The following is a 25,270-nucleotide window of genomic DNA, read 5'->3' as shown; positions in this document are numbered from 1 at the left end:
TACCCCCCTAAAACATCTAACTAATCTTTACGTAATAATTGCCTGGCAGGCAAATAATTTCATTTTCATTTTGCATTTCAAATAATAACTCAAATAAAGCTATTCTGTCAATATTTACACTTCCAATTATTTTATCTATATGGATAGGTTCTTTTCCTATTATTTCTAACAAATTTACTTTTATGCTACTTTTTTTATTATTTTTACTTTCTTTTTTAATTATATTAAGAAAATCATATAAATCTTCTTTTCCTATAAAAGGGCTAGCACCCTGATGTATTAACAAATTACAACCAGCACTACTTTCATTAAATATTGGTCCAGGCACAGCTAAAACATCTTTCCCTTCATCTAAAGCATAATTTGCCGTAATTAAAGAACCACTTTTCCTTGATGCCTCTACAACTATTACCCCTTTATCACTAAAACCACTTATAATTCGATTACGCTTAGGAAAATTATACGATAATGGTTTAGTTCCTGGTAAAAATTCTGACATTAACAATCCTTCACTTACAATTTGATCATATAATTTTTTATTAAACCTAGGATAAACTACATCTATTCCACACCCTAATATCCCAATCGTTTTTCCCCCTCTGCTAAGTATCTGCCTATGCATTACAGAATCTATTCCTGCTGCTACACCACTTACCACTCCATAAGAAATATCAAATAATTCATTAGCTATAAATTTAGCAACCTGTTCTCCATAAATAGTATTTTTTCTTGAACCAACAACCGCTACCATTTTATAATTTACTAATGACAAATCTCCTTTATAAAATAATACATAAGGTGGATTATTAATACTCTTTAACTTTTGAGGATATAATTCTGATGCTAATGTTACGTATTTTATTCCATTTTTATGTAAATATTCTTCAAAAGCCTCTTCTTCAATAGTATTTCTATGCTTTAATCTAGATATAAAAAACCTATTTATTTCATTTTCATTAATTATATTATCAATATTATTATAAATATTTTCTTCATTATTATACTTTTCTATTAATTTAACCTTTGATTCTTCACTTATTTTCAATAAAATAAACCATATCTTATACTTATCCATCTACGTATACCTCTCTTTAAATTATTTCCCCAAAAACATTTTTTCTAAATCCTATTGCTTCAATAATATGATAATCCATTATTTCATCTCTACATTCTAAATCCGCTATAGTTCTTGCAACTTTAACTATTTTGGTATATCCTCTAAGTGTAATATCATATCTTTTATAATATGATTCAAGAACTTTTTTCCCTTCTTTACTTAAATTACACATTTTTAAAACATCTTTTCCAACTACTTCTGAATTATATCTATAATTTGATCCTTTAAATCTCTCTTTTTGAATTTCCCGTGCAAGTATTACTCTATGTCGCATATTGTCAGAATTAATTTTATCTTTTTCTCCATCAATCTCTGTAGATTTTATTCTTGGAACAAAATTTAAAATATCAATTCTATCTAATAAGGCTCTAGACATTCTATTAATATACCTTTTTTTCTCTATCTCACTACAAGTACATACTGAAGTAGAATCATAATCAAGCATTTTTCCACAAGGGCATGGATTAAATGTTCCAACTAAAATAAAATTACTTGGCAATGTATAACTTTCTTTTAACCTTGAAACATTTATAATTCTATCTTCTAATGGCTGCCTCAATAATTCTAAAATTTCCTTTTTAAACTCAAGAATTTCATCTAAAAACAATATCCCATTATGTGCAAGTGTTATTTCTCCAGCTTTAATATCCCTTCCCCCTCCGATTAAAGCAGTTTTAGTTATAGTATGATGAGGTGCTCTAAATGGCCTTTTTATATCATATCCATCATTTAACATCCCCGATACACTATAAATCTTTGCAACTTCCATTTGCTCTTCTAAAGTCATTGGAGGTAATATTGATGGTAAAGCTTTTGCTAACATTGTTTTACCACATCCAGGCGAACCAAAAAGCATAATATTATGTCCTCCGGCTGCAACTATCTCCATTGCATGCTTTGATGTATACTGTCCCATAATATCTTCAAATTTATTTATATAAATTTCTTTCTTAACTCTTTTTTTCTCTCTCTTATAAGGAAGTAAATCATTATTTTCAATAAAGGAAATTGCTTGATTTAAAGTTTTAAAAGGATAAAAATTTCCTAATACAAAGCTTCTCATTTCCTTTAAATTTTCCAACGGAAATATGAAGTTTTTCTTTTCATTAATATCTCCTTCAAAAATTATAGGGATAGCTCCTTTAATGCCCTTTAATTCACCATTTAATGATAACTCTCCAAAGATAATATAATCATCTAATTCTTTCTCATCTATTTGTCCTGAGGCCATTAAAATTCCTAACGCAATAGGCAAATCTAATAGTGTCCCAATCTTTCTCACATCAGCCGGAGCTAAGTTTATAGTAATTCTCCCTAAAGGAAATTCATAACCACTATTTACAATTGCAAGTCTCACTCTCTCCTTAGATTCTTTAATCGATATATCAGGTAATCCAACTATATTAAATATAGGTATACCTTTCGTTATATCTACTTCAACATTAATCAATACTCCATCTAGCCCACTATGAGTTGCACTTATTATTTTTATAGCCATGTTTTTAAATCACAATCCCTTCATATTTCAATAGTACCTCTTCATTATTGACAATGTGATATTTCTTTAATCTCAAATGAATAAAAATAATTTCATAGTCCATCATTAAAATAAGGAGTGATTTTATGAATAATTACAAAAAGTTAATTGGTGAATTTGGTGAAAGTTTAGCTCGTGATTACCTAATATCTAAAGGTTATAGAATTTTAAATATGAATTATAGAAATCGATTTGGCGAAATCGACATTGTGTGTATGAATAAAGATTTGCTAATTTTTTGCGAAATAAAAAGTAGGTACTCAAATTCATTTGGTTTCCCAATAGAATCTGTTACCTACTATAAACAAAATCAAATTATTAAACTCTCAAAATTATATTCAATGTCTAAAAAATATTTTGATTACAATATTAGATACGATATAATCGAAATAATATTTAACAACTTAAACTCTTCTTATATTATTAATCATATAGAAGATGCTTTTAGAGCATATTAACTAACGTTCTAATATATTATTTAAAAATGACATTCTATGTATTTCTGTTGGCCCATATTCTTTAAGCCCTTCTATATGCTTAGATGTTCCATAACCTACATTTTCTTCAAAAGCATAATATGGGTATTTTTTTGAATATTCCTTCATTAAGTTATCTCTATATACTTTTGCAACTATAGATGCAGCTGCTATGCATGCAGATTTTGTATCTCCTTTAATAACAGATTTATTAGGTATTTTTATTCCCTTTACTGTATATCCATCAGATAAAACTAAATCTGGTTTAACTTCTAAACTATTGCATGCTTCAAGAAATACTTCATTATTACAAACACCAATTCCTCTAGAATCTATTTCCTTTGAATCACGCGAAGCAATATGATAAGCTAATGCCTTTTCTTTTATAACTTCTGCTAACTCTTCTCTTTTCTTTTCATTTAACTTCTTAGAGTCATTTATCCATAATATTAACTCTTCATCTACAACATTTAAATCTAATACTACAGCACATGAAACAATTGGTCCCGCTAATGGTCCTCTCCCAACCTCATCAACACCAGCAATAATATTAAATCCTTCAAAAGACTTATCAAAATCATACATACTTCTTACTCTTTTGATTTCATTTTCTATCTTTTCCTTAGCTCTTTGAAGTTTATCACCTAAGCTATTGATATTTTTTCTTTTATCAGCCTTTAATATATCTATAATATTAATTAATTCTTGAGAATCATGTAATTCATTGACATTAATTTCATCAACTTTTTCTTTAACAATTTTATAGCTTAAACCGCTAATATCCATAGTTAATATATCCATTATCTCTTTTCCTTTTTCTTTTCATTTCTCTTTTCTTTTCTTATTCTTCTTTTTCTTTCTTTTTCAGTTTCTTCTTTTACTACAGTTTCAACTTCTTCAAAAACATCATCAGGACGCTCTAAAGAAATCTTTCCTAGCTTTCCACCTCTAAATTCATCAATAAGCATTACGGCAATTCTATTATAATTAATTTCATTACGAGCCATAATACATCCTCTTTTTCTTGCAATGGCATCAAGATTATCTAATGGATTTTCTTGTATTTCTGTAATACCAAATCTTTCTATCAATCTATCTGGATAATACTCTTGAAGTCTTTCAACAAGCTTAAGCGCTAATTCTTCTATATCCATTATTTCATCTTTTATAGCTCCTGTGAAGGCTAAATTTAACGCAGTTCTCTCATCTTCAAATTTAGGCCATAATACACCTGGAGTATCTAACATTTCCATATCAAGAGATGTCTTTATCCATTGCTTGCTCTTAGTAACACCAGCTCTATCTCCTGTTTTAGCAATATTATTTCTTGCCATTTTATTTATAAATGTAGATTTACCACAGTTAGGCACACCAACTACCATAACTCTCATCATAAATTTAACTAATCCTTTAGCTTTAGCTCTTTCATGCTTTTCTTTTAATAGTTCTAATAATGCAGGTTTTATTTGTTGTAATCCTTGACCTTTTAAACAATTAACTTCTAAAACCTTAACATTTTCATTAGATAATTCTTTTATCCAATCTTTAGTTACCTTTGCTTCCGTCAAATCACTTTTATTTAATAAAATTATTCTTGGCTTTCCAGCACAAAGTTTATCTATATCTGGGTTTGCAGAACTTCTTGGAATTCTAGCATCCCTAATTTCTATTACAGCATCAACAAGCTTTAAATTATCTTCAATTTCTCTTTTTGTTTTTTTCATATGACCCGGGAACCAATTTATTGTAGCCATAATTCATCCTCCTTTAACTAAATATCTATTATTTATTCTTAACAATTATATTTATCTAAATCAACTTTCAATAAATATTGAACTTTAAGTTTTGTTAAGTTAATTAAAATTTCTTTTATTAAGTTTAAATCCTTCAAATGAAACTCAACTCTCTTCCATAGCTGAGTACACTAAAGTGTACCTTCAACTTAGCAAATTAAAATTTGGACTTTCAAGCAAGTTCAACTAACTAAATCGAAGATTTAGAGTTTCACTTATATTATTGCAAACAAAAAGGGACTTAATACTAAGTCCCTTAATATCTTTATTAACTTTAAATTATCTAGTTAATAATTCTTTAACTTTAGCAGCCTTACCTACTCTATCTCTTAAGTAGAATAACTTAGCTCTTCTTACTTTACCTCTTCTTGTAACTTCCATCTTTTCGATGATTGGTGAGTTAACTGGGAAAGTTCTTTCAACTCCAACTCCGTAAGCTAATCTTCTTACAGTGAAAGTTTCTCTTAAACCACCGTTTTGTCTCTTTATAACAGTACCTTCGAACATTTGAATTCTTTCTCTGTTACCTTCTTTAACTTTAACGTGTAATTTAACATTATCCCCAACGTGGAATTCTGGTAAATCAGTTCTGATTTGTTCTGCTTCTATAGCTCTTAATATTTCGTTCATCGTGCATTCCCTCCTAAATTGATAATTGACGCTCTTAACAAAACTTTGACAGCGGAACGCCCGTACTAGCACAAAAGTTATTGTAACATAAGTTTTTTTATATTTCAAGATATTATTTTTTACTATTTAATAATTTTTTATCCTCTTTTGTCAAAATAACATTTTTATATAAATCTGGTCTTCTTTCCCTTGTAATTTCTAGAGACTTTAATCTTCTCCATTTTCTAATATTCTCATGATGTCCTGAAATTAATACTGCTGGTACACTTTCTCCCTCAAAAACTTCCGGTCTTGTATATTGTGGATATTCTAATAATCCATCAGAAAAAGATTCATCTTCATGACTTTCAGATTTATTTAAAACACCAGGAACTAATCTCAAAATAGAATCTATTACTGGAATAGCAGCCATTTCTCCACCTGTTAATACAAAATCTCCAAGTGAAATTTCTAAATCTACTTCTTTAAATGCTCTTTCATCTATTCCTTCATAATGTCCACAAAGGAAAATTAAATTTTCTTCTTTGGACAATTCTTCTGCCATTTTTTGATTAAATGTTTTTCCTTTAGGACCTAAAAAAATAACCTTCCCATTATTATTTTTTCTACATGCTCTTATAGCATCTACTACTGGTTGAGCTGCCATTACCATACCAGCTCCACCCCCATATGGATAGTCATCAACCTTTTTATGTTTATTTAAAGTATAATCTCTAATATTTTTAGTATTAATAGAAATTAATCCTTTTTCTTGTGCTTTTCCTATTATACTATGATTAAATATATTAAACATTTCAGGGAAAAGAGTAAGAATACTAATCTTCATCCATCCATTCTCCTACTGGTTTTATAGTTATTTTTCTTTCTTCTATATTAATATCCAACACTATATCTTTTAATACAGGTATTAGTAATTCTTTAGGTTTTCTAATCCAATATACATCATTATTTTTAGTTTGAATAACATCATATATTTTACCTAATTCTTTACCAGTTGTATCGAATACTGTACATTCTCTTAAATCAGCTAAGAAATAGCAATCTTCTTCAAGTTCAACTGCATTTTCTCTTTCTACTTCCATAAACTTTTCCTTAAGTCTTTCAGCATCTTCAATTTTATTGATTCCTTCAAGCTTAACTATAACCCTATCTTTTTGATATTTACAGCTTTCTATCTTAACTTCTTTACCATTTATTAATACATGCTCTAAATCATCAAACCTTCTCATATCATCAGTTAATGGAATAACTTTAACTTCACCTTTTAAACCATGAGTATTTACTATCTTACCTACTTTTAAATTTTTACTCACAAACTTCACCTCTTATGTAGCTTTATTTTTTCCTATATTATTTATATCAAACTTTTCATCTTTTAGCAAAGTAATTATTGTTTACCTCTACATTAATGTACATATTAAATTCATCATGAAATAACCCTATTTTTATAATAAAAAAAGAGTTAGGAAAATCCTAACTCTTTACATCGATAATTTCAACTACTGCTTTTCGATCTTCGTTTAGTGCTGCGGCTTTTACTACGGTTCTAATAGCTTTCGCTACTCTACCTTGTTTACCGATTACCTTACCCATATCTTCAGGAGCAACCCTTAATTCAAGAATTAAGTCTTGCTCTCCTTGAACTTCATTTACACGAACTTCATCAGGATTATCCACTAGGGATTTAGCAATTATTTCAACTAAATCTTTCATAAGAGTCTGCAAATACATTATGTACTATGCAGAGTTCACCTCCCAAAAATTACTTGTTAAGACCTACTGTGTTGAATAATCTCTTAACTACATCTGTAGGTTGTGCACCATTGTTGATCCACTTTGTAGCTTTTTCTTCATCGATTTTGATTTCTGCAGGTTCTGTTATTGGATTGTAGTACCCGATTTCTTCGATGAATCTACCATCTCTTGGGCTTCTTGAATCAGCAACAACAACTCTGTAGAAAGGAGCTTTCTTAGCACCCATTCTTCTTAATCTGATTTTTACTGCCATTAATTTCACCTCCTTCAAAGGGTTATATATATAAACTCTTAAAAAGGTAATTTACCAAATAGACCTTTCTTGGACTTTTTAGTCAATGACTTCATTTGCTTCATTTGCTTTCTCATCATTTCGTGTCCTTTTATGAGTTTGTTAACTTCTTGTAATGATGTACCAGACCCCATAGCTATTCTCTTCTTTCTTGAAGAAGATCCTACTATAAGTTTTGGGTTTCTTCTTTCCTTTGGAGTCATTGAATGTATTATTGCTTTTACTCTAGCTAATTGCTTTTCACCAGCATCAAAGTCAATTTCCTTCATTTCCTTAGGAACCCCCGGTATCATCTCCATGATTTTACTCAATGATCCTAATTTTTTCATCTGCTCCATAGCAGTTAAATAGTCATCATAAGTAAAGTCATTTTCCATCATTTTTTGACCTAACTCTTTAGCTTCTTTTTCATCAATAGCTTCTTGAGCCTTTTCGATTAATGAAAGTACATCACCCATACCTAATATTCTATTAGCCATTCTATCTGGATGGAATACTTCAAAATCGTTCATCTTTTCCCCAACACCAATAAATTTAATTGGTTTTTGAGTCATATGTCTAATTGATAAAGCAGCTCCACCTCTTGTATCTCCATCAAGCTTTGTTAATATAACTCCTGAGATATCAAGTGCTTCGTTAAAGGTTTCTGCAACATTCACAGCATCTTGCCCTGTCATTGAGTCAACAACAAGTAAGATTTCTGAAGGATTAACTTCAGCCTTTACATCTTTAAGTTCAGTCATCAGCTCTTCATCTATATGAAGTCTACCAGCTGTATCTATAATTACAACATTATTTCCGTTTTCCCTACCGTATTTTATACCTTCTTTGGCAATTTGTACAGGGCTAATTTTATCACCCATTTGGAAAACTGGAATGTCAATTTGCTTTCCTACTACCTCTAATTGTTTAATAGCTGCTGGTCTATATATATCACATGCAACTAAAAGAGGTTTCTTGTTCTTGTCTTTTCTTAATTGTAGTGCAAGTTTACCAGCCATTGTGGTTTTACCCGCTCCTTGTAGCCCAACTAACATAATAACAGTTGGTCCTACACTTGAGAAGTTAATTTTACTTTCACTACCACCCATAAGATCTGTAAGTTCATCATTAACAATCTTGATGACTTGCTGAGCAGGTGTTAAGCTTTCTAAAACTTCACTACCTACACATTTTTCACTAACATTTTTAACAAAAGTTTTTACAACTTTAAAGTTAACATCAGCTTCTAATAATGCAAGTTTTACTTCTCTCATGGCTTCTTTTATATCTTTTTCACTTAATTTACCTTTGCCTCTAAGTTTCTTAAACGTTTCTTGTAACTTATCAGCTAAACCTTCAAAAGCCATGGTAACCCTCCTATGCCTATAAATTTTCTAGTGCTTCTTTATAACTCGTATAATCTTCATTTGATAAAGAATATTTCTCATTAATTTTTTCTAATAAATTAATAATTTTCTTTTCTTTTTCAAAAGACTTTTGTAGTAAATTTAATTTACTTTCATAGGCTAGAAATTGTTTATAGCATCTTTTTATAAGGTCATGAATCGCTTGGCGACTCGTGTTGTTTAATTCAGCAATCTCAGCTAATGATAAATCCTCATTGTAATATAGCTCCATGATACTTTTTTGCTTTTCCGTAAGTAATGGACCATAAAAATCCATTAATAAGGAAATCTCAACTCTATCTTCCATGCATATCACCTTACCCACATATGAGATTCTAACAGAATAATAATTAGGTGTCAAGTATTTTTACTTAACACTTAATTATTTTTTTAAATCTCAATATAAAGTGCTAAACTACTGCTATTCCTATGATTTTATACCTATTGGTATCTATAGTTATTTTAATTAGTAAAATAATTTTTAGCAACAAATTTTTTTAGTTAATACTTTTGAGTTTATAGTTAATAGTTAGGATTAAAACTTCTTTAAGAAGTTTTATATATTTTATAAATTTAGCACCAGCTAAATTTAACCCTTAACTCTTAACTTTTAACTAAAATAGTGCTTCTACAAAGCTTTCTGGATCGAAAACTTGTAAATCATCAATACCTTCTCCTACACCTATATACTTAACAGGTATGTTTAAAGTATTTTTAATTGAAATTACAACTCCACCTTTAGCTGTTCCATCAAGTTTAGTTAATATTATTCCATCTATCGGACAAACATCCATAAATTGCTTAGCTTGAATTACAGCATTTTGACCTGTTGTTCCATCTAAAACTAATAAAGTTTGCTTATGAGCGCCAGATAACTCTCTATCTATTACTCTATTAATTTTACCTAACTCATCCATTAAGTTCTTCTTGTTGTGTAATCTACCTGCTGTATCACAAATTAGCAAATCAACACCTCTTGATTTAGAAGCATTAATAGCATCAAATACTACAGCTGCAGGATCTGATCCTTCTTCATGCTTAACTATATCAACTTTTGCTCTTTCACTCCAAACAACTAATTGATCAATAGCTCCAGCTCTAAAAGTATCTGCTGCTGCAAGTAAAACTTTTTTCCCTTCAGCTTTATTCATTGCCGCAAGTTTACCTATACTAGTAGTTTTACCAACACCATTTACACCTATTACCAAAATTACTTCTTTTCCAGTAACACTTTCTTCACTTTCTTCATTATTATCCTTCATCATATCAGCTATTACACTCTTTAATGCAGGTCTAACTAATTCAACATCATTAATTTTTTCTTTTCTTATTTTATCTTTTAATCTATCGATAATTTCCATAGTAGTATCCATACCTATATCAGCCATTATAAGTATTTCTTCTAATTCCTCATATAAATCATCATCAATAGTTACAGCTAAATTTAAAGCTTCATTTATTTTATCTGTTAACGCATTTCTTGTTTTAGTTAATCCATTTTTAAGATTGTTAAATAATTTTCCAAACATAATCTTAACTCCTCCTAATTATTAGATAAGTCTACTGATACTACTTTTGATATTCCCTTTTCTTCCATAGTTATACCATACATTACATCACTAGCTTCCATTGTTCCTTTTCTATGTGTTATTACTATAAATTGAATATTTTCAGAAAATGCTTTTAAGAATTCTGCATATCTATAAACATTTGCATCGTCTAAAGCAGCCTCTATTTCATCAAGAATACAGAATGGCGTAGGTTTCATTTTCAATATTGCAAATAATAATGCAATTGCAGAAAGAACCTTTTCTCCCCCTGACATTAAATTAATGTTTTGAAGCTTCTTCCCTGGTGGTTCAACATTAATAATTATATTAGAATTTAATATATCATCTCCACCTAAAATAAGCTCTGCACTACCACCTTTAAATAATTCTCTAAAAGTTTCTCCAAAGTTTTCGTTTAAAATCTTAAAGTTTTCTTTGAATAACTCCTGCATTTGGATTGTCATTTCTTCAATAACCCCAATAAGCTCTTCTTTAGCCTTTTGTAAATCTAATTCTTGAGATGACATAAATTCATATTTTTCACAAACTTCATCATATTCAACAATTGCTGATAAATTTACAGTTCCTAAAGAAGCTATCTTTGATTTAAGTATTGAAATTTCTTCTTTTAAATCATTAACACTTTCAACTTCTATAGCAATTTCTTTTGCTTCTGCAAGAGTTAAATTTAATTCTGTATTCAATCTATTATATAATGACTCCTGTTCGCTTTCTATTCTAGCAAATTGTATTGCCCTTTTATTAAGCTCACCTTCATCTATCCTTATAGCTTCAATTATTTCATTAGTAGAACTTTCTTTAACTTTATATTCATCTTTAATTTTGACTTTTAAAATTTCATCTTCCTTAAAAATATTTTCAAGTTCTATTACTCTTACTTCAATTTCCTTTAATACATTTTTCTTATTATTAACATCTTCACCTAAAGCTTTTATATTGTCTTTGTTATTAGCTATACCTACTAATAATTGCTTTATTTTTACTTCTTTTTCTCTTATCTCTAAATTTTTAGATGATAATTGCATTCTTTGACCTTGAAGACTTTCTTCTAATGTAGCACTATTAACCTTTAAATTAACTAATAATTCCTTTTGTCTTTCTCTTTCTTTAGTATTATTAACTAATTCCTCTTCTATAACTTTTAATCTTTCTTTACGTTCTTCTCTTTTTGCATCTAATTTATTTAACTCTTCTTTCTTAATTTCAAGTTTTTCAATTAAATACTTAATATTACGTTTATTTTCTTCTATATCTTTTTTTGCTTTTTCTATACCTTTACTTAGCTTATCTCCATCATTAACAAGCGCTTTTATATCTCCATCTAAAACTGTTAATTCGATGTTTTTACTGTGTATTTCTTCTCTTTTATTTAATATTTCCTCGTCTAACTCTTTAATAGTACGTTTTATTTCATTAAACACATTAACTTCATTATTATAAGTTTCTTTTAACTTTAAAATATTTGAAGCAAGCTCTTCAATTTCTCTTTTTCTACCAAGAAGATTTGCATTCTTCCCCTGAATACTTCCTCCAGTTAGTGCTCCCCCTGGATTAATTACCTCACCAGTTAAAGTTACAATCTTATAATTATGTCTTCCTATTTTAGAAATATTAAGAGCACAATCCATATCTTCAGCAATAATAGTTCTACCTAAGTTGTAGTCAATTACACCTTTATATTTTACATCATACTTTAAAATATCTGATGCAATCCCTAAGTATCCTTTAGCTTTTTGAATTTCTACAGGTACATCTAATCTTTTCCCCTTAATTATATTAAGTGGCAAGAATGTAGCTCTTCCAAGACCTCTTGATTTTAAATAAGATATTAAATTTTTCGCATCATTTTCAGTAACCGTAATAACATTAGAAATTGATCCACCTAATGCAATTTCAATAGCTGTTTCATATTGCTTTTCTACTTCAAAAACTTCTCCAAGAACCTTAATATCTTTTATTCCTTGTACTCGCCCTTTTTCAATATGATCCATTAAATTCTTAACAGTCCTATTATATCCCTCATAATGCTTTTCTAAATTAGATAAAGTTGTATGAGTTGCTTCTGATTCATTTATTTTCTTAGATAACATCTTTAGCTTATTATCTTTATTATTTAAATTAGAATGCGTCTTAGATAATTCTTTTCTTATAGAAACTACTTCCTCTTCAATACTTGAAATATCATCTCTTGTATTTTTAAGCTTTTGCTTAAATTCTTCAATAGTTCCTACATTTATAGCTAAATTACCTTCTAAAGTTACTATAGAACTTTCTAAAGACTCTTCAATTTCATTTTTATCTTTAATATCTTTTTCTAATAATTGAATACTATTATTAATATTCGAATTCTTAGAAATAATTTCATACTCATTATTTTTAAGAGTTGATAACTCTCTTTGTGTTTTATCTATTTTTATAGTAATTTCATTAATTAAAGATTCTATCTCTCTTATTTCAGTAGTTTTATCTTTATTTTCCTGAGCCTTAGCATTTAAACTTTCTTCTAACTCTCTTTTTTCAATATATAATCTATCTAAAGAATCTTTAAGTCCTTTTATTTCATTTTCTTCTTTTTCAATTAATGAAGTAAAATTATTAATTCTTTCATTAAAAAGTTCAATATCTCTATTATGATTAGAATGTTCTTCTTTTTTGTTATAATATTCTTCTTTTTCTAACTTATTTTTTCTCTCTAAGCCTTCGACTTTTTCTTGTAGTTTATCAAGTTCTTCTTTAAATCTTCTAAGTTCTTCCCTCTTTTTATCTACAACTTCTTGTCTCTTTTCTATTTCAGAACTTAATCCTTCAATATCTATAGATACTTTATCAATATAGTTTACTAAAACAGAAACCTCTTTAACGTTTAACTGCTCAGCCAACTCTTTATATTTTAGAGCCTTCTCTTTTTCAACTCTTAATGGCTCTAGTCTTTCTTCATATGTAGCAATAATATCTCTAATTCTAACAAGATTATTATCTGTATTATCAAGCCTTTTTTCTGCTTCTTCTTTTCTAGACTTATATTTTACAATTCCTGCTGCCTCTTCAAGAAGAGCTCTTCTCTCTTCTGGTTTACCACTTAATATAGCATCTATTTTACCTTGTCCAATTATAGAATATCCCTCTTTACCTATTCCTGTGTCCATAAATAATTCAGTAATATCCTTTAATCTACATTTTTGATTATTAATTAAATATTCTGTTTCACCTGATCTAAATATTCTTCTTGTAACAGTTACCTCATTATATTCAGTTGCTAATTCACCATCTGAATTATCTAATGTAAGAGATACTTGTGCAAGTCCTAGAGGTTTTCTAAATTGAGTCCCAGAGAAAATTACATCTTCCATCTTCCCCCCTCTAAGACTCTTAACACTTTGCTCTCCTAAAACCCATCTTACAGAGTCAGATACGTTACTCTTACCGCTACCATTAGGTCCAACTACTGCTGTTACACCTTTTTTAAACCTTAGCTCTGTTTTATCTGCAAAAGATTTAAATCCACGTATCTCAAGCGACCTTAAAAACATAAATACACTCCTTATCTAATTTAGAAAATTGCTGGTACTAACCCAAGTATAAATGCAATTAGCATAAACACTGTAATAACATAAAGCATTTTTTGTCTTGTCTTTGCCTTCATAAATAACACACTCCATTCTTCCTTTAGTTTATATTAAAGCTAAAGAAATATCAATAAAGCAATGACAAGATTCAAAAGGTGTAAATAAAGATTGCTTAATTCCTTATTTTGTACCCCTTGCCCTTGTCATATAAGTCAAATTTATCTCATGGCTAGCTATCTGTAACACTCTCACTTCTTTAGTATAGAGATAACAACTGGCACAGCCCTAAATATGAAATTTTAATCTTAATGAGAAATTAAAACTCTATCTTAAGCTTAAAATTCAGTTTATATTTTAAATTCTTCTACTTTTTCAATAACAGTTAATTTTAGCCTACCCTTTTTTATTTTATTATTTGTATGTACATATGTCTTGCTATTTCTGCTATTTAAAAATTTATTAAAATAATACTTTCTATTAGTATATAATTTACTAATATCTTTTTCATTTATTTCTATAATTATATCTTTTTCTTGTGGCGCTTTTTCCTTTAGACTTTCACAAATTAAATACCCTTCAACAAGTTCCCTAAATGCAGGGTGGAAAGGACCATCAACTATATCTTTTCCTGTAGTAATAGTATCTGTTGGCTGAAGGCCAATTCTTATTACTTTTACTTTAGCTTCATTATATAATTTTAACATTTCTGCTGAAATATATACAGCTTCATCTAATGAATAAGGCTTATAATCTCCTCTATTATACATATCTTCCATTGGAGTATCCTTAATGACTAATGATGGATATATTCTACAAATATCTGGCTTCATTGCTATAGATTTTTTAGCACTTTCAATATCTATTTCAAAATTATCACCTGGTAATCCTGGCATTATTTGATGCCCTAAAGTGAACCCAGCTTCCTTTATTAATTTTGATGCTTTTTCAACATGCTCTACAGAATGACCTCTTCCTGATTTTCTTAATACTTCATCATTTAAGGATTGCACTCCTAACTCAATTATATCTACACAGTATTCCTTTAAATAACTTAAAATATATGGAGATATGGCATCTGGTCTTGTAGATAACCTTATTTTGTTAATTGACCCTTTTTGTTTATATTCCCTAGCTACTTCTAGCAATTCTTTTTGTTTAGCCACACTAATAGCTGTAAATGTTCCACCAAAGAATGATACTTCTACTGTAGCACCTTTGTTAATTGTGCTTAAATACTCTTCAATTGTATTTCTTACATCTTCAGCAAATACTTCTTCATATTTCCCTGCAATTCTATCTTGATTACAAAAAACACATTGATGAGGACATCCTTGATGTGAAATAAAAATAGGAATTATATAATAATTCTTACTCATTTTTTTCCTCCAAAATTTCTAATGCTGCCTTTGCTGCATTTTGTTCAGATTCTTTTTTACTATATCCTTCTCCACATGTTAATTCTTTATTATCAATAATTAGTTTTGTGTAGAATTTTCTTCTATGTGGTGGTCCTTCAAACTTAATAAGCTCATAAACTATCGATATTTCACCATTTTTTTGAAGATATTCTTGCAATCTAGTCTTATAATCTAAAATAATATCATTATTTATCGCTTTTTTAATTATTTCTTCAAATCTACCTATAATATAATCCTTAGTAAATTCTAATCCCTTATCTAAGTATATAGCTGCAATTAAAGCTTCAACTGCATCGGCAATTAATGAAACTCTTTCACGCCCTCCTGTTAACTCTTCACCTTTACTCATTCTTAAAAGATATCCTAAATTAAGAGATTTACCTATTTCATATAATGAATTTTCACAAACAATCAAACTACGAATTTTTGTTAATTCACCTTCGCTTTTATCTTTATAATTTAAAAATAAGTATTCAGTTATGCATACTTGAAGAATAGCATCTCCTAAAAATTCAAATCTTTCATTATACTCTTCATCTCTATGCTGATTTGCATAAGATGAATGTGTTAAAGCCGTAAGCAATAATTTAGGTTCATTAAATTTAATCCCTATTATTTCTTCCGCTTCTTTCTGATAGAAATTATTCATTTTTTACACTCCTTCAAGTTTATTCTTCAACTTGCTTACAAAAACAAATTCAAGAATAAACTATTTGATAAATTTTACTTAAAGTAATTTATAACATAAAATCCCGCAAATTCTGCGGGATCTTATTTATTCCTCAACATGTGACTTTACATATTTAACTACATCGCCAACAGTTACAAAACCTTCAGCATCTTCGTCTGGTATTTCCATATCTAACTCATCTTCTAAAGCCATTATTAACTCAACGATATCTAAAGAATCTGCATTTAAGTCTTCTAAAAATGATGAATCCATAGTAATTTCATCTTCACTAATGCTTAACTTATCAGCAATGATTTCTCTAACTTTCTCAAACATTCTTTCACCTCCTAAACACACCCATTTAGATAATATTATATATTTTTAATACAGTCAATATGCATTACTTATATTTATTATGAAAATAAATTTAAAGATTATAAATTTCTAAATACATAATATTAAATAAACTTTTATGCTTTTAATTCTAATTCAACTTTAATTTTATCTAACACTTTATTATCATAAAATTGTTTACTTTGTCTTATAGCATTTTTAAAGGCCTTCCCATCTGAACTTCCATGTGCTTTAATGCATATACCATCAACACCTAAGAAAGGAGCCCCTCCATATTCCTTATAATCAAATCTTTTCTTTATATCTTTAAAAACAGGTTTCAATAAAAGTGCACCAATTTTTGCAGTTATCCCTGAAGATAACATACCGTCCTTAACAATATTTAATACTGTTGATGCCGTACCCTCATACATCTTTAATATAGTATTCCCTGCAAAGCCATCACAAACAAGTACATTTGTATCCCCTAAAGTAACATCTCTAGGCTCAACATTACCAATAAAATTAAGAGTTTCTTCATTCTTTAATAATTGGTATGTATTCTTTGTTAAATCATTTCCTTTTTCTTCTTCTGCTCCAATATTAACTAATCCAATGCTAGGATTCTCACCATTTAGCACACCTTTATAATATTCTTTTCCCATATGTGCAAATTGAACTAAATATTCCGGTTTACAATCTACATTTGCTCCAGCATCAACAATCATAAATGGTGCATTCTTTCCTGGCATAATAGGTGCTAAGGCTGGTCTTTTAACCCCCTTAATTCTTCCAACTATAAAATTACAGCCAGCTAAAAAAGCTCCAGTGCTTCCTGCAGATAATACTGCATCACACTTTTTCTCTTTAACAAGACTTAAAGCTTTACAAAGACTTGAATCTTTTTTCTTTCGTATAGCCATAACTGGATGCTCATTAGTACTTATAACTTCTTTAGCATCAACTATGTTAATTTTGTCACCATTGTAACCTTCCTTTGCTAACTGCTCCTTAATAACCTCTTCTGGGCCTGTAATATAAAATTCCAAATCGTTATATTCATTTAAAGCTTGAATAACACCATTAATAACTGCTTGTGGTGCATTATCTCCACCCATACCGTCTATAGCAATTCTCATTTCTTTCACCCCTTATTTCTTTATATACAAAGAAAAGAAAGTCAAATGACTTTCTTTTATTCTTCAGTTGAAGCAACTACTTCTTTACCTTTGTAGAATCCACAGTTCTTACAAACTCTGTGAGCCATCTTCATTTCGTGGCATTGTGGACATTCAACTATTCCTGGTAAGCTTAACTTAAAAGTTTGAGCTCTTCTAGAATCTCTCTTTGCTCTATATGTCTTTCTAGCTGGATTTCCCATTATTACACCTCCTTATTCCCCAAACAACTCTCTAAGCTTTGCAAGCCTAACATCTACATCATAATCTAAACAACTACAATTTTCAACATTTTTATTCGCACCGCATACAGAACATAGTCCTTTACAGTCCTCTTTGCAAAGTCTTTTGATAGGTAAGGTTGAAATAATACAATTTTCAATAATTTCGGTAATATCAATTGTATCACCATCTACAAACATTATTCCATCATCTTCAAGATCTGGATCGTTTGTAAACCTTTCTTCTATATCAATATCTATTGGATAGATAAAGGTATCTAAGCATCTCGAACAATTTAACTTTAGTTTTGTTTTTATCGAAGCCTCTATTAATATAACATCTTTTTCAGATATTGCAACCCCTTTAACATCAACTTTTTCAATTGCTCTAATTTCTTCTCCTTCGAATTCAAAAGGTTCTAACTCGAATGATAAAGATATTTCTTTTTTCCTATTTTTTTTAGACAATAAATCTGAAAAATTAATAATCATATCTTATGCTCTGGAAGATTTCCTCATACCTTTAAAGGTATATTATACTTTATGTATAGCTCGAGCCAAGCGATTTTTCACTCCTCGCCAAAATTTACTGAATTCAAACACAATTTATTATATAAAGCTAAGACATAAAAGTCAAGCTTATTTACATAATTACTTTTGTATTAATTCTAAAGTGTCTCTTGCAATCATTAATTCTTCGTTTGTAGGTATAACAAATGCTTTAACTTTGCATCCTGGTTTTGATATTTCTCTTACCTTACCTCTAACATTGTTAGCTTCTCTATCTACTTCTACTCCTAAGAATTCTAATCCCTTTAAGCACTCTTCTCTAGTTTCTGGACCATTTTCTCCAACACCAGCAGTAAATACTATAGCATCAACTCCGCCCATAATTGCAGCATAAGATCCTATTGTAGCTCTTACTTTATATTCAAATACTTTAAGTGCTAATATAGCTCTTGGATCTTTATCTTTGAATGCTCCATCTTCAATATCTCTGAAATCTGAGCTTATTCCTGAAATTCCAAGAACACCTGATTTTTTGTTCATTAAATCATTTACTTCATCAGCTGATAAACCTTCTTCTTTCATTAAGAAAGTAACTATTGCTGGATCAATGTTACCACATCTAGTTCCCATAGCAACTCCTTCAAGTGGTGTGAATCCCATTGAAGTATCTACAGAAACACCATTTTTAACAGCACATACACTTGCACCGTTTCCTAAATGACAAGTGATTATTTTTAAATCTTTAATATCTCTTCCCATAACTTCTGCTACTTTTTGAGAAACATATTTATGAGAAGTACCGTGGAATCCATATTTTCTTATTCCATGTTTTTGATATAATTCATATGGTAAAGCATAAATGTATGCTTCTTCTGGCATAGTTCCATGGAAAGCAGTATCAAATACAGCTACCATTGGTGTATTTGGCATTAATTCTTCACAAGCATTAATTCCTATCATATTAGCTGGGTTGTGAAGTGGTGCTAATTTAAAGCATTCTTCTATGTATGCCTTAACTTCATCGTTTATTACAACTGATTGATTGTATTTTTCACCACCGTGAACAACTCTATGTCCTACTGCTGAGATTTCATCCATAGATGAAATAACTCCATTTTTCTCATCAACTAAAGCTTCTAAAACTAGCTTTATTGCATCCTTATGATCTGCCATTGGTTGTTTTATAATGTATTTATCTCTACCTTCAACCTTTTGAGTTAAAACAGAGCCTTCAATTCCTATTCTCTCAACTAATCCTTGAGCTAATGATTCTTCTGTCGACATATCGATTAATTGATATTTAAGTGAAGAACTTCCACAGTTTATAACTAATACTTTCATTTTTGAACACCTCTTAAAACTATTTAATTTTTGTCTATTTTGTATTTTGAGCTTGTGCTTGAACTGCTGTTAAAACAACAACATTAACGATATCTTCTGAGTTACATCCTCTAGATAAGTCATTAATTGGCTTTGCAAATCCTTGACACATTGGTCCTATAGCTTCAGCTCCTGCAAATCTTTGAACAAGCTTATATCCAATATTTCCTGATTGTAAATCTGGGAATATTAATACATTTGCCTTACCTGCAACTTTACTATTTGGAGCCTTTTGAGCTGCAACACTTTCAACTATAGCTGCATCTAATTGAAGCTCACCATCAATTAATAAATCAGGTCTTAACTCTTTTGCAAGTTCTGTTGCCTTTCTAACCTTGTCAACCATTTCATGGTCTGCACTTCCCATAGTTGAGAATGATAACATAGCAACTCTTGGTTCAACCTTACAAAGGTTACGTGCTGTATCAGCTGTTGCAATTGCAATTGCAGCTAATTGTTCATAATTAGGATTTGGATTAACAGCACAGTCAGAGAATAATAACATTCCATTTTCTCCATACTTAGATCCTGGTACCATCATAATAAAGAAACTTGATACTACTGAAACCCCTGGTGCAGTTTTTATAATTTGTAAACCTGGTCTTAATAAATCACCTGTTGTATGAACAGCACCTGAAACCATTCCATCAGCATCATCTAACTTTACCATCATTGTTCCAAAGTATAATGGATCTCTAACGATTTTATCTGCTTTTTCTATAGTCATACCTTTATTTTTTCTTGACTCATAAAATGCATTTATATAATCTTGTAGTCTATCTGATTTTTCAGGATTTATAATTTCAACTCCTGTTAAATCAACTCCAAGCTCTTTAGCCTTTTGTAATATTTTTTCTTCGTTACCGATTAAGATTGGAAATGCTAAACCTAATTTGTGGATTTTTTCTGTTGCAACAATTGTTCTTTCCTCATCACCTTCAGGTAAAACAATTCTTTGCTTATTTTCTTTAGCAGCGTTCCATAATTTATCCATAAGTTCCATATCTAATTTCCCCTTTCGAATTTATACGGTCTCATCAACAATACTAATATACTCCCATGTATGCATATATTTCAATACCTAAATTGCGCAAAAAATTAATTCTTTATATTATAAATTTTCTGAATTTTATACACGTTTAAATCTTATATAATATTTATATTATATAAAACCTTTCACTTTTCCTCCTCTATGCTATAATATTTTTATATTTCCCAAAAAGGAGTTAAAATATGAATATAACAGGAATAATTACTGAATATAATCCATTTCATAATGGTCATAAATTCCATTTAGAAGAAGCAAAGAAACAAACAAACTGTGATGGTGTAATATGCATTATGAGTGGAAACTTTGTACAAAGAGGCGGCCCTGCCATAGTAGACAAGTGGCAAAGAACTGAAATGGCTTTAAATAATGGAGTTGATTTAATAATAGAACTTCCAACTTTTTATGCTGTCTCTTCTGCAGAATTTTTTGCAAAAGGTGCTGTTTCAATATTAAACTCTTTAGGAGTAGTTGATAATATTTTCTTTGGCTCCGAGTGCGGGGACAGCAAAAAACTATTAGAAATTGCTAAGGTCCTTGTAAGCGAAGATTCTGATTTTCAAAATTTATTGAAAAGAAATTTATCATTAGGTCTTACTTTTGCAAAATCTCGAGAAAAAAGCTTAATAGAATATTTAAATGATGAAGATATAAATAATATCGTCACTTCATCAAATAACATTTTAGGTATTGAATATATAAAAGCTATTTTAAAACTAGGAAGTTCCATTAATCCTGTAACCTTAAGGCGTGAAGGTTCAAATTATAACGATAAAGAGATATCTACTTCTTTCTCTTCTGCAACTTCAATTAGAGAAGTTTTAAAATCTTCATCCCCTATTGAAAATATTAAAAATTTGATTCCATTAGAGTCTTATGAAATTTTTAGTAAATTGCAAGAAGAGAATTATGATTTTATCTTCGATGAAGAAATGTTCAAGTATATTAAGTACAAAATCCAAACTAACTGTATAAATTTTAACAATCTTTATGAAATAACAGAAGGTTTAGAAAATAAAATAATTAAAGAAATATCTTCATCTAATTCATACGATGAATTTATATTAAAAATAAAAAGCAAAAGATATACATATAGTAAGATTTCAAGATTACTTACACACATATATCTAGGACTTGATAATGATTGTTTTAAAAATATAGAAGATACTAACAACTTATATGCTAGAGTTTTAGGCTTCAATAAAAAAGGAAGAGAAATTCTTTCATTAATTAAAAGTAATTCTTCTATTCCTTTAATAACTAAAGTACCAAGATTTTCAGATAATCCATTATTAAAATTTGATTTACAAGCAACAGCTGCTTATTCAATATTAAATAATAAAGTTAATCCTTATAATGATTATCTTAAAAGTCCTATAATAAAATATTAATATTACAATATATACAGCATATAAATACTATAGATGGGAGGGATGACCATGTATAGTATTATTTTTTTACTAATAATCATATTTTTACTACTGTTACTTTTATTCAAATTATTAAAAGTTAACAAAAATTATTTTATGTGTATCTTAATTACAGTATTTATTTTTTTATTTGTTTCTAATCTTCAAAGTTGTATTGACGCTGCCTTAGTAGGGGTAAATCTAGTAGTTAAGACTATAGTTCCAACAATTTTTCCTTTTTCAGTTATATGTAATTTACTAATTTCCTATGACGGTGTCAGTCTATATTCTAAAATTCTAGGACCTTTGTTTTGCAAACCATTAAAACTTTCAAAATCATCATCTTTTCCAATAGTAGCAAGTATATTAAGTGGTTACCCCCTTGGTTGCAAATATTGTTGCGATCTTTACTCTTTAGGTTACATAGACAGAAAAGAATTTGAAAGATTATTAAATATTGCAAGTAATGCAAGCCCTATGTTTTTAATAGGATCTATCGGAGCCACAATGCTCGGAGATATAAAATTAGGATTTATTTTACTTATAGGTAATTATTTAGCTCCAATGATTGTAGGTATTTTAACAATTAAACAAAGTAAAAATCTATCAAATATGAAGGAAGTTCCAGCAAATACATCCAATATTAATTTTGGAACTGCATTAAAATCTGCACTTGATAATGGTGTAAATACAACTTTACAAGTTGGCTCTTTTGTAGTTTTATTTTCTATAATTATAAGCATAATAAAAAATAATGCTTATATAAGCATTATTTTTAGTAATATAGAAAATTTTTTAAATCTTCCTCAGTATTCACTTTATGGTATATTTTTAGGTAGTGTAGAATTTACAAATGGTTGTAAACTTATAACTACATTACCTTTAACAATCCCCTTTAAGTTATCTATAATTAGCTTTATTTGTTCTTTTTCCGGATTATCAGTAATAGCTCAAATAAGCTCATTTGTATCAAAATACAATGTATCTTTAGCAAAATATAGCTTTTATAAATTGATTCAAGGAATAATTAGCTTCTTTATTACATTTGTAATAAGCAGTGTATTTACACTTAAATACACTGCTTATACATCAACATTTATTCCTGATAACTACAATATTACAATAATAATTTACTTATTTATATTACTATCACTGATATGTACTTTAATTATTGCAATATCAAAGAAATTACATCGTTCTTAATTCTGCTATATTTTCTTTAATTATAGTGCCTGTTTGTGTTAAGTTATCATCTATATCCTTTGCCACTTTTTCAAATGAATCTTGCATAGATTTTATTAATGCAGCTTTTTGCTTTTCAATTTCTGCATCTAATTGTGTTAATATTTCATTTGAATATTCTCTAGATCCTATTCTAATAGCTTTAGCATCTCTTTGTGCTAAAGCTATTATTTCATTAGCTCTTAACTTTGCTTCTCTTACAATATCATGACTTTCAACATTTTGCTTCATGATTTCAATTGTTTCTTTTTTTACACTATCATATTCTTTTTGCGCATCAGCAAGAATTCTATCCTTCTCACTAACAATCCATTGCGCCTTTTTAAATTGATCTGGAAGACAATTCATGATTTGTTCAATTACTTCATTAAATTCCTTTTTATCAATTATTGTTTTACCTGTAATAGGCATTTTCGCGGAATTTTCCACCATATCTTGTAGGTATTCTAACAATTCATATACACTCGAATCCATATTCTCCAAAAATATTCCCCCTAACTTCTATCCCTTAATTTTCTTAACAACATCTTCAACTATTTCATCTGGAACTAATCCATTAATTTTGCCACCAAACTTTGCAACCTGCTTTACTGATGATGAACTTAAAAATGAATTCGCAGCAGCTGTAGTCATAAACAATGTTTCAATCTCACAATCTAACTGGTTATTCATAAGCGCCATTTGAAATTCATATTCAAAATCTGTTACAGCCCTTAATCCTTTAAGTATAACCTTTGCATCATATTTTCTTGCTAAGTCTACTAAAAGCCCATTAAAACTAACAACCTCTACATTAGGTAAATGTGATGTTACTCTTTTTATTAATTCTACCCTCTCTTCAATAGAAAACAATCCTACCTTGTCGATATTAACCAATACACCAACTATAAGTTTATCAAAAACTTTAGACCCTCTTGTAATAATATCTAAATGCCCATTAGTAATAGGATCAAAACTTCCCGGATAAATTGCTACTCTCATATTCTTCTCCCTAAGTTAATTAATTTTATAATAACAAACTGTTGTATTACCATATTTCTTAGATTTGTATAACTTTATGCTACCATAACCTTCATATATTTCTTCTATAGAATCTATTTTAGTAACTATAATACCATCTTCATTTAACATTTTATTTTCTTCTATAATTTTCATTGCCTCAGGAATCATCTCTTTACAATAAGGTGGATCTATAAAAATAACATCCATTACCTTTCCTTTTTTAGCTAAATCCCTTAACACATCATACGAATCCTTATTTAAAGGAAAACAAAAATCACTAAATTTTAAATTATCAACATTTTCTTTTAATAATGGAAATGTTACAGCACTCTTATCTACTAAATATACTTCTTTAGCACCTCTACTTGCTGCTTCTAAACCCAAGCTACCAGTTCCAGCAAATACATCAATTACTATCGCATCTAATAAATGATTTTGTATAGTACTAAACATAGCTTCTTTAACTCTATCTAAAGTCGGCCTAGTTTCCATAGTTGCTGGAGGTATTAACTTACGTCCTCTTGCTTTTCCTGCTATAATTCTCATTTAATTTCCTCCTTTGTCATTAACATAATAATTCTAACATATAATTAATTTATTAACAATTTTTTTATTAATGGAAATTCACTCTTTACTTTTGCTCATAGGAGTAAGTTCACCTAACCAAATTAAAATTTGGAGCTAGTTTATATGAAACTCTTCCTCCTTTCAGTCGGATGAGTAAGTTCACCTAA

General features: G+C 29.1%; 27 protein-coding genes. 3 read left to right on the top strand and 24 right to left on the bottom strand.

The window, feature by feature from the left end:
• Positions 1-16: 16 nt before the first annotated feature.
• Both dprA and HCG70_RS03860 read right to left on the bottom strand, forming a co-directional pair.
• Complete coding sequence (gene dprA, locus HCG70_RS03865) at positions 17-1,075, bottom strand: DNA-processing protein DprA (RefSeq protein WP_042396549.1); 1,059 nt, start codon at positions 1,073-1,075, stop codon at positions 17-19.
• 16 nt (positions 1,076-1,091) lie between these two features.
• Positions 1,092-2,615, bottom strand: a complete 1,524-nt coding sequence (locus tag HCG70_RS03860; protein ID WP_042396548.1) for a YifB family Mg chelatase-like AAA ATPase — start codon at positions 2,613-2,615, stop codon at positions 1,092-1,094.
• A gap of 125 nt (positions 2,616-2,740) precedes the next feature.
• Between HCG70_RS03860 and HCG70_RS03855 the strand changes: the two genes are divergently transcribed.
• A complete protein-coding gene (locus HCG70_RS03855; RefSeq protein ID WP_042396544.1) occupies positions 2,741-3,112 on the top strand; it encodes a YraN family protein in 372 nt (123 codons plus the stop codon).
• Here HCG70_RS03855 and HCG70_RS03850 read toward each other — a convergent pair whose 3' ends face one another.
• The 19 genes from HCG70_RS03850 to pta form a co-directional block, all read right to left on the bottom strand.
• A complete protein-coding gene (locus HCG70_RS03850) occupies positions 3,113-3,931 on the bottom strand; it encodes a ribonuclease HII (protein WP_042396541.1) in 819 nt (272 codons plus the stop codon).
• Entirely contained in the window at positions 3,931-4,884 is a 954-nt protein-coding gene (gene ylqF / locus HCG70_RS03845; protein WP_042396539.1) for a ribosome biogenesis GTPase YlqF, read from the bottom strand. Before ylqF ends, HCG70_RS03850 begins: the two co-directional genes overlap by 1 nt.
• 318 nt (positions 4,885-5,202) lie before the next feature.
• On the bottom strand, positions 5,203-5,553 hold the full coding sequence (gene rplS / locus HCG70_RS03840; protein ID WP_042396536.1) for a 50S ribosomal protein L19: 351 nt from the start codon (positions 5,551-5,553) through the stop codon (positions 5,203-5,205).
• Positions 5,554-5,665: 112 nt separating this feature from the next.
• Positions 5,666-6,379 carry a tRNA (guanosine(37)-N1)-methyltransferase TrmD gene (gene trmD / locus HCG70_RS03835; RefSeq protein WP_221697495.1) on the bottom strand — a complete coding sequence of 238 codons (714 nt, stop codon included), beginning with the start codon at positions 6,377-6,379 and terminating at the stop codon, positions 5,666-5,668.
• Complete coding sequence (rimM, locus tag HCG70_RS03830; RefSeq protein WP_042396531.1) at positions 6,369-6,866, bottom strand: ribosome maturation factor RimM; 498 nt, start codon at positions 6,864-6,866, stop codon at positions 6,369-6,371. The genes trmD and rimM overlap by 11 nt, the downstream gene beginning before the upstream one ends.
• 160 nt (positions 6,867-7,026) lie before the next feature.
• Positions 7,027-7,266: a KH domain-containing protein gene (locus tag HCG70_RS03825; RefSeq protein WP_042397158.1), complete on the bottom strand. Its 240-nt coding sequence runs from the start codon at positions 7,264-7,266 to the stop codon at positions 7,027-7,029.
• A 49-nt stretch (positions 7,267-7,315) separates the two neighbouring features.
• A complete protein-coding gene (gene rpsP / locus HCG70_RS03820; protein ID WP_042396852.1) occupies positions 7,316-7,561 on the bottom strand; it encodes a 30S ribosomal protein S16 in 246 nt (81 codons plus the stop codon).
• Between the two features lie 38 nt (positions 7,562-7,599).
• Positions 7,600-8,949, bottom strand: coding sequence for a signal recognition particle protein (ffh, locus tag HCG70_RS03815; RefSeq protein ID WP_042396856.1), 1,350 nt, complete (start codon positions 8,947-8,949; stop codon positions 7,600-7,602).
• Positions 8,950-8,965: 16 nt separating this feature from the next.
• A complete protein-coding gene (locus HCG70_RS03810; RefSeq protein ID WP_055276136.1) occupies positions 8,966-9,295 on the bottom strand; it encodes a putative DNA-binding protein in 330 nt (109 codons plus the stop codon).
• Positions 9,296-9,602: 307 nt separating this feature from the next.
• Positions 9,603-10,517 (bottom strand): signal recognition particle-docking protein FtsY, encoded by a 915-nt coding sequence (gene ftsY, locus HCG70_RS03805; protein WP_055276134.1) that lies wholly within the window; start codon positions 10,515-10,517, stop codon positions 9,603-9,605.
• 14 nt (positions 10,518-10,531) lie between these two features.
• The gene (gene smc, locus HCG70_RS03800) at positions 10,532-14,089 is read right to left on the bottom strand and encodes a chromosome segregation protein SMC (RefSeq protein WP_055276132.1); all 3,558 of its coding nucleotides are present in this window, start codon (positions 14,087-14,089) and stop codon (positions 10,532-10,534) included.
• A 383-nt stretch (positions 14,090-14,472) separates the two neighbouring features.
• Entirely contained in the window at positions 14,473-15,501 is a 1,029-nt protein-coding gene (locus HCG70_RS03795) for an elongator complex protein 3 (RefSeq protein WP_221697494.1), read from the bottom strand.
• Positions 15,494-16,192, bottom strand: a complete 699-nt coding sequence (rnc, locus tag HCG70_RS03790; protein ID WP_042396872.1) for a ribonuclease III — start codon at positions 16,190-16,192, stop codon at positions 15,494-15,496. Before rnc ends, HCG70_RS03795 begins: the two co-directional genes overlap by 8 nt.
• Before the next feature lie 126 nt (positions 16,193-16,318).
• Entirely contained in the window at positions 16,319-16,549 is a 231-nt protein-coding gene (gene acpP / locus HCG70_RS03785) for an acyl carrier protein (RefSeq protein WP_042396875.1), read from the bottom strand.
• Positions 16,550-16,683: 134 nt separating this feature from the next.
• The gene (gene plsX, locus HCG70_RS03780) at positions 16,684-17,685 is read right to left on the bottom strand and encodes a phosphate acyltransferase PlsX (RefSeq protein WP_042396879.1); all 1,002 of its coding nucleotides are present in this window, start codon (positions 17,683-17,685) and stop codon (positions 16,684-16,686) included.
• A 56-nt stretch (positions 17,686-17,741) separates the two neighbouring features.
• Positions 17,742-17,927, bottom strand: coding sequence for a 50S ribosomal protein L32 (rpmF, locus tag HCG70_RS03775; RefSeq protein WP_005213472.1), 186 nt, complete (start codon positions 17,925-17,927; stop codon positions 17,742-17,744).
• Between the two features lie 12 nt (positions 17,928-17,939).
• On the bottom strand, positions 17,940-18,437 hold the full coding sequence (locus HCG70_RS03770) for a DUF177 domain-containing protein (protein WP_042396884.1): 498 nt from the start codon (positions 18,435-18,437) through the stop codon (positions 17,940-17,942).
• 159 nt (positions 18,438-18,596) lie between these two features.
• Entirely contained in the window at positions 18,597-19,796 is a 1,200-nt protein-coding gene (locus HCG70_RS03765) for an acetate kinase (RefSeq protein ID WP_042396886.1), read from the bottom strand.
• A 34-nt stretch (positions 19,797-19,830) separates the two neighbouring features.
• On the bottom strand, positions 19,831-20,838 hold the full coding sequence (gene pta / locus HCG70_RS03760; RefSeq protein WP_042396889.1) for a phosphate acetyltransferase: 1,008 nt from the start codon (positions 20,836-20,838) through the stop codon (positions 19,831-19,833).
• A 230-nt stretch (positions 20,839-21,068) separates the two neighbouring features.
• Here pta and HCG70_RS03755 point away from each other — a divergent pair, with 230 nt between their 5' ends.
• Positions 21,069-22,274, top strand: a complete 1,206-nt coding sequence (locus tag HCG70_RS03755; protein WP_042396893.1) for a nucleotidyltransferase — start codon at positions 21,069-21,071, stop codon at positions 22,272-22,274.
• A 48-nt stretch (positions 22,275-22,322) separates the two neighbouring features.
• Positions 22,323-23,495 (top strand): sporulation integral membrane protein YlbJ, encoded by a 1,173-nt coding sequence (gene ylbJ, locus HCG70_RS03750; protein WP_042396896.1) that lies wholly within the window; start codon positions 22,323-22,325, stop codon positions 23,493-23,495.
• On the opposite strand, the gene HCG70_RS03745 is transcribed toward ylbJ, so the two are convergent.
• The 3 genes from HCG70_RS03745 to rsmD are packed head-to-tail and all read right to left on the bottom strand — an operon-like array spanning position 23,481 to position 25,082.
• A complete protein-coding gene (locus HCG70_RS03745; RefSeq protein WP_055276123.1) occupies positions 23,481-24,017 on the bottom strand; it encodes a hypothetical protein in 537 nt (178 codons plus the stop codon). The two genes, ylbJ and HCG70_RS03745, sit on opposite strands and share 15 nt — an antisense overlap.
• Before the next feature lie 18 nt (positions 24,018-24,035).
• Positions 24,036-24,515, bottom strand: coding sequence for a pantetheine-phosphate adenylyltransferase (coaD, locus tag HCG70_RS03740; RefSeq protein ID WP_042396902.1), 480 nt, complete (start codon positions 24,513-24,515; stop codon positions 24,036-24,038).
• Between the two features lie 15 nt (positions 24,516-24,530).
• Positions 24,531-25,082 carry a 16S rRNA (guanine(966)-N(2))-methyltransferase RsmD gene (gene rsmD / locus HCG70_RS03735; RefSeq protein ID WP_042396904.1) on the bottom strand — a complete coding sequence of 184 codons (552 nt, stop codon included), beginning with the start codon at positions 25,080-25,082 and terminating at the stop codon, positions 24,531-24,533.
• Positions 25,083-25,270 lie beyond the last annotated feature (188 nt).

Origin of the sequence: Clostridium sp. K04 (genome assembly GCF_019734375.1) — a bacterium.
In the GTDB taxonomy this organism is placed as follows: Bacteria; Bacillota; Clostridia; order Clostridiales; family Clostridiaceae; genus Clostridium; species Clostridium saudiense.
This window is presented reverse-complemented; position numbering and strand designations above follow the sequence as displayed.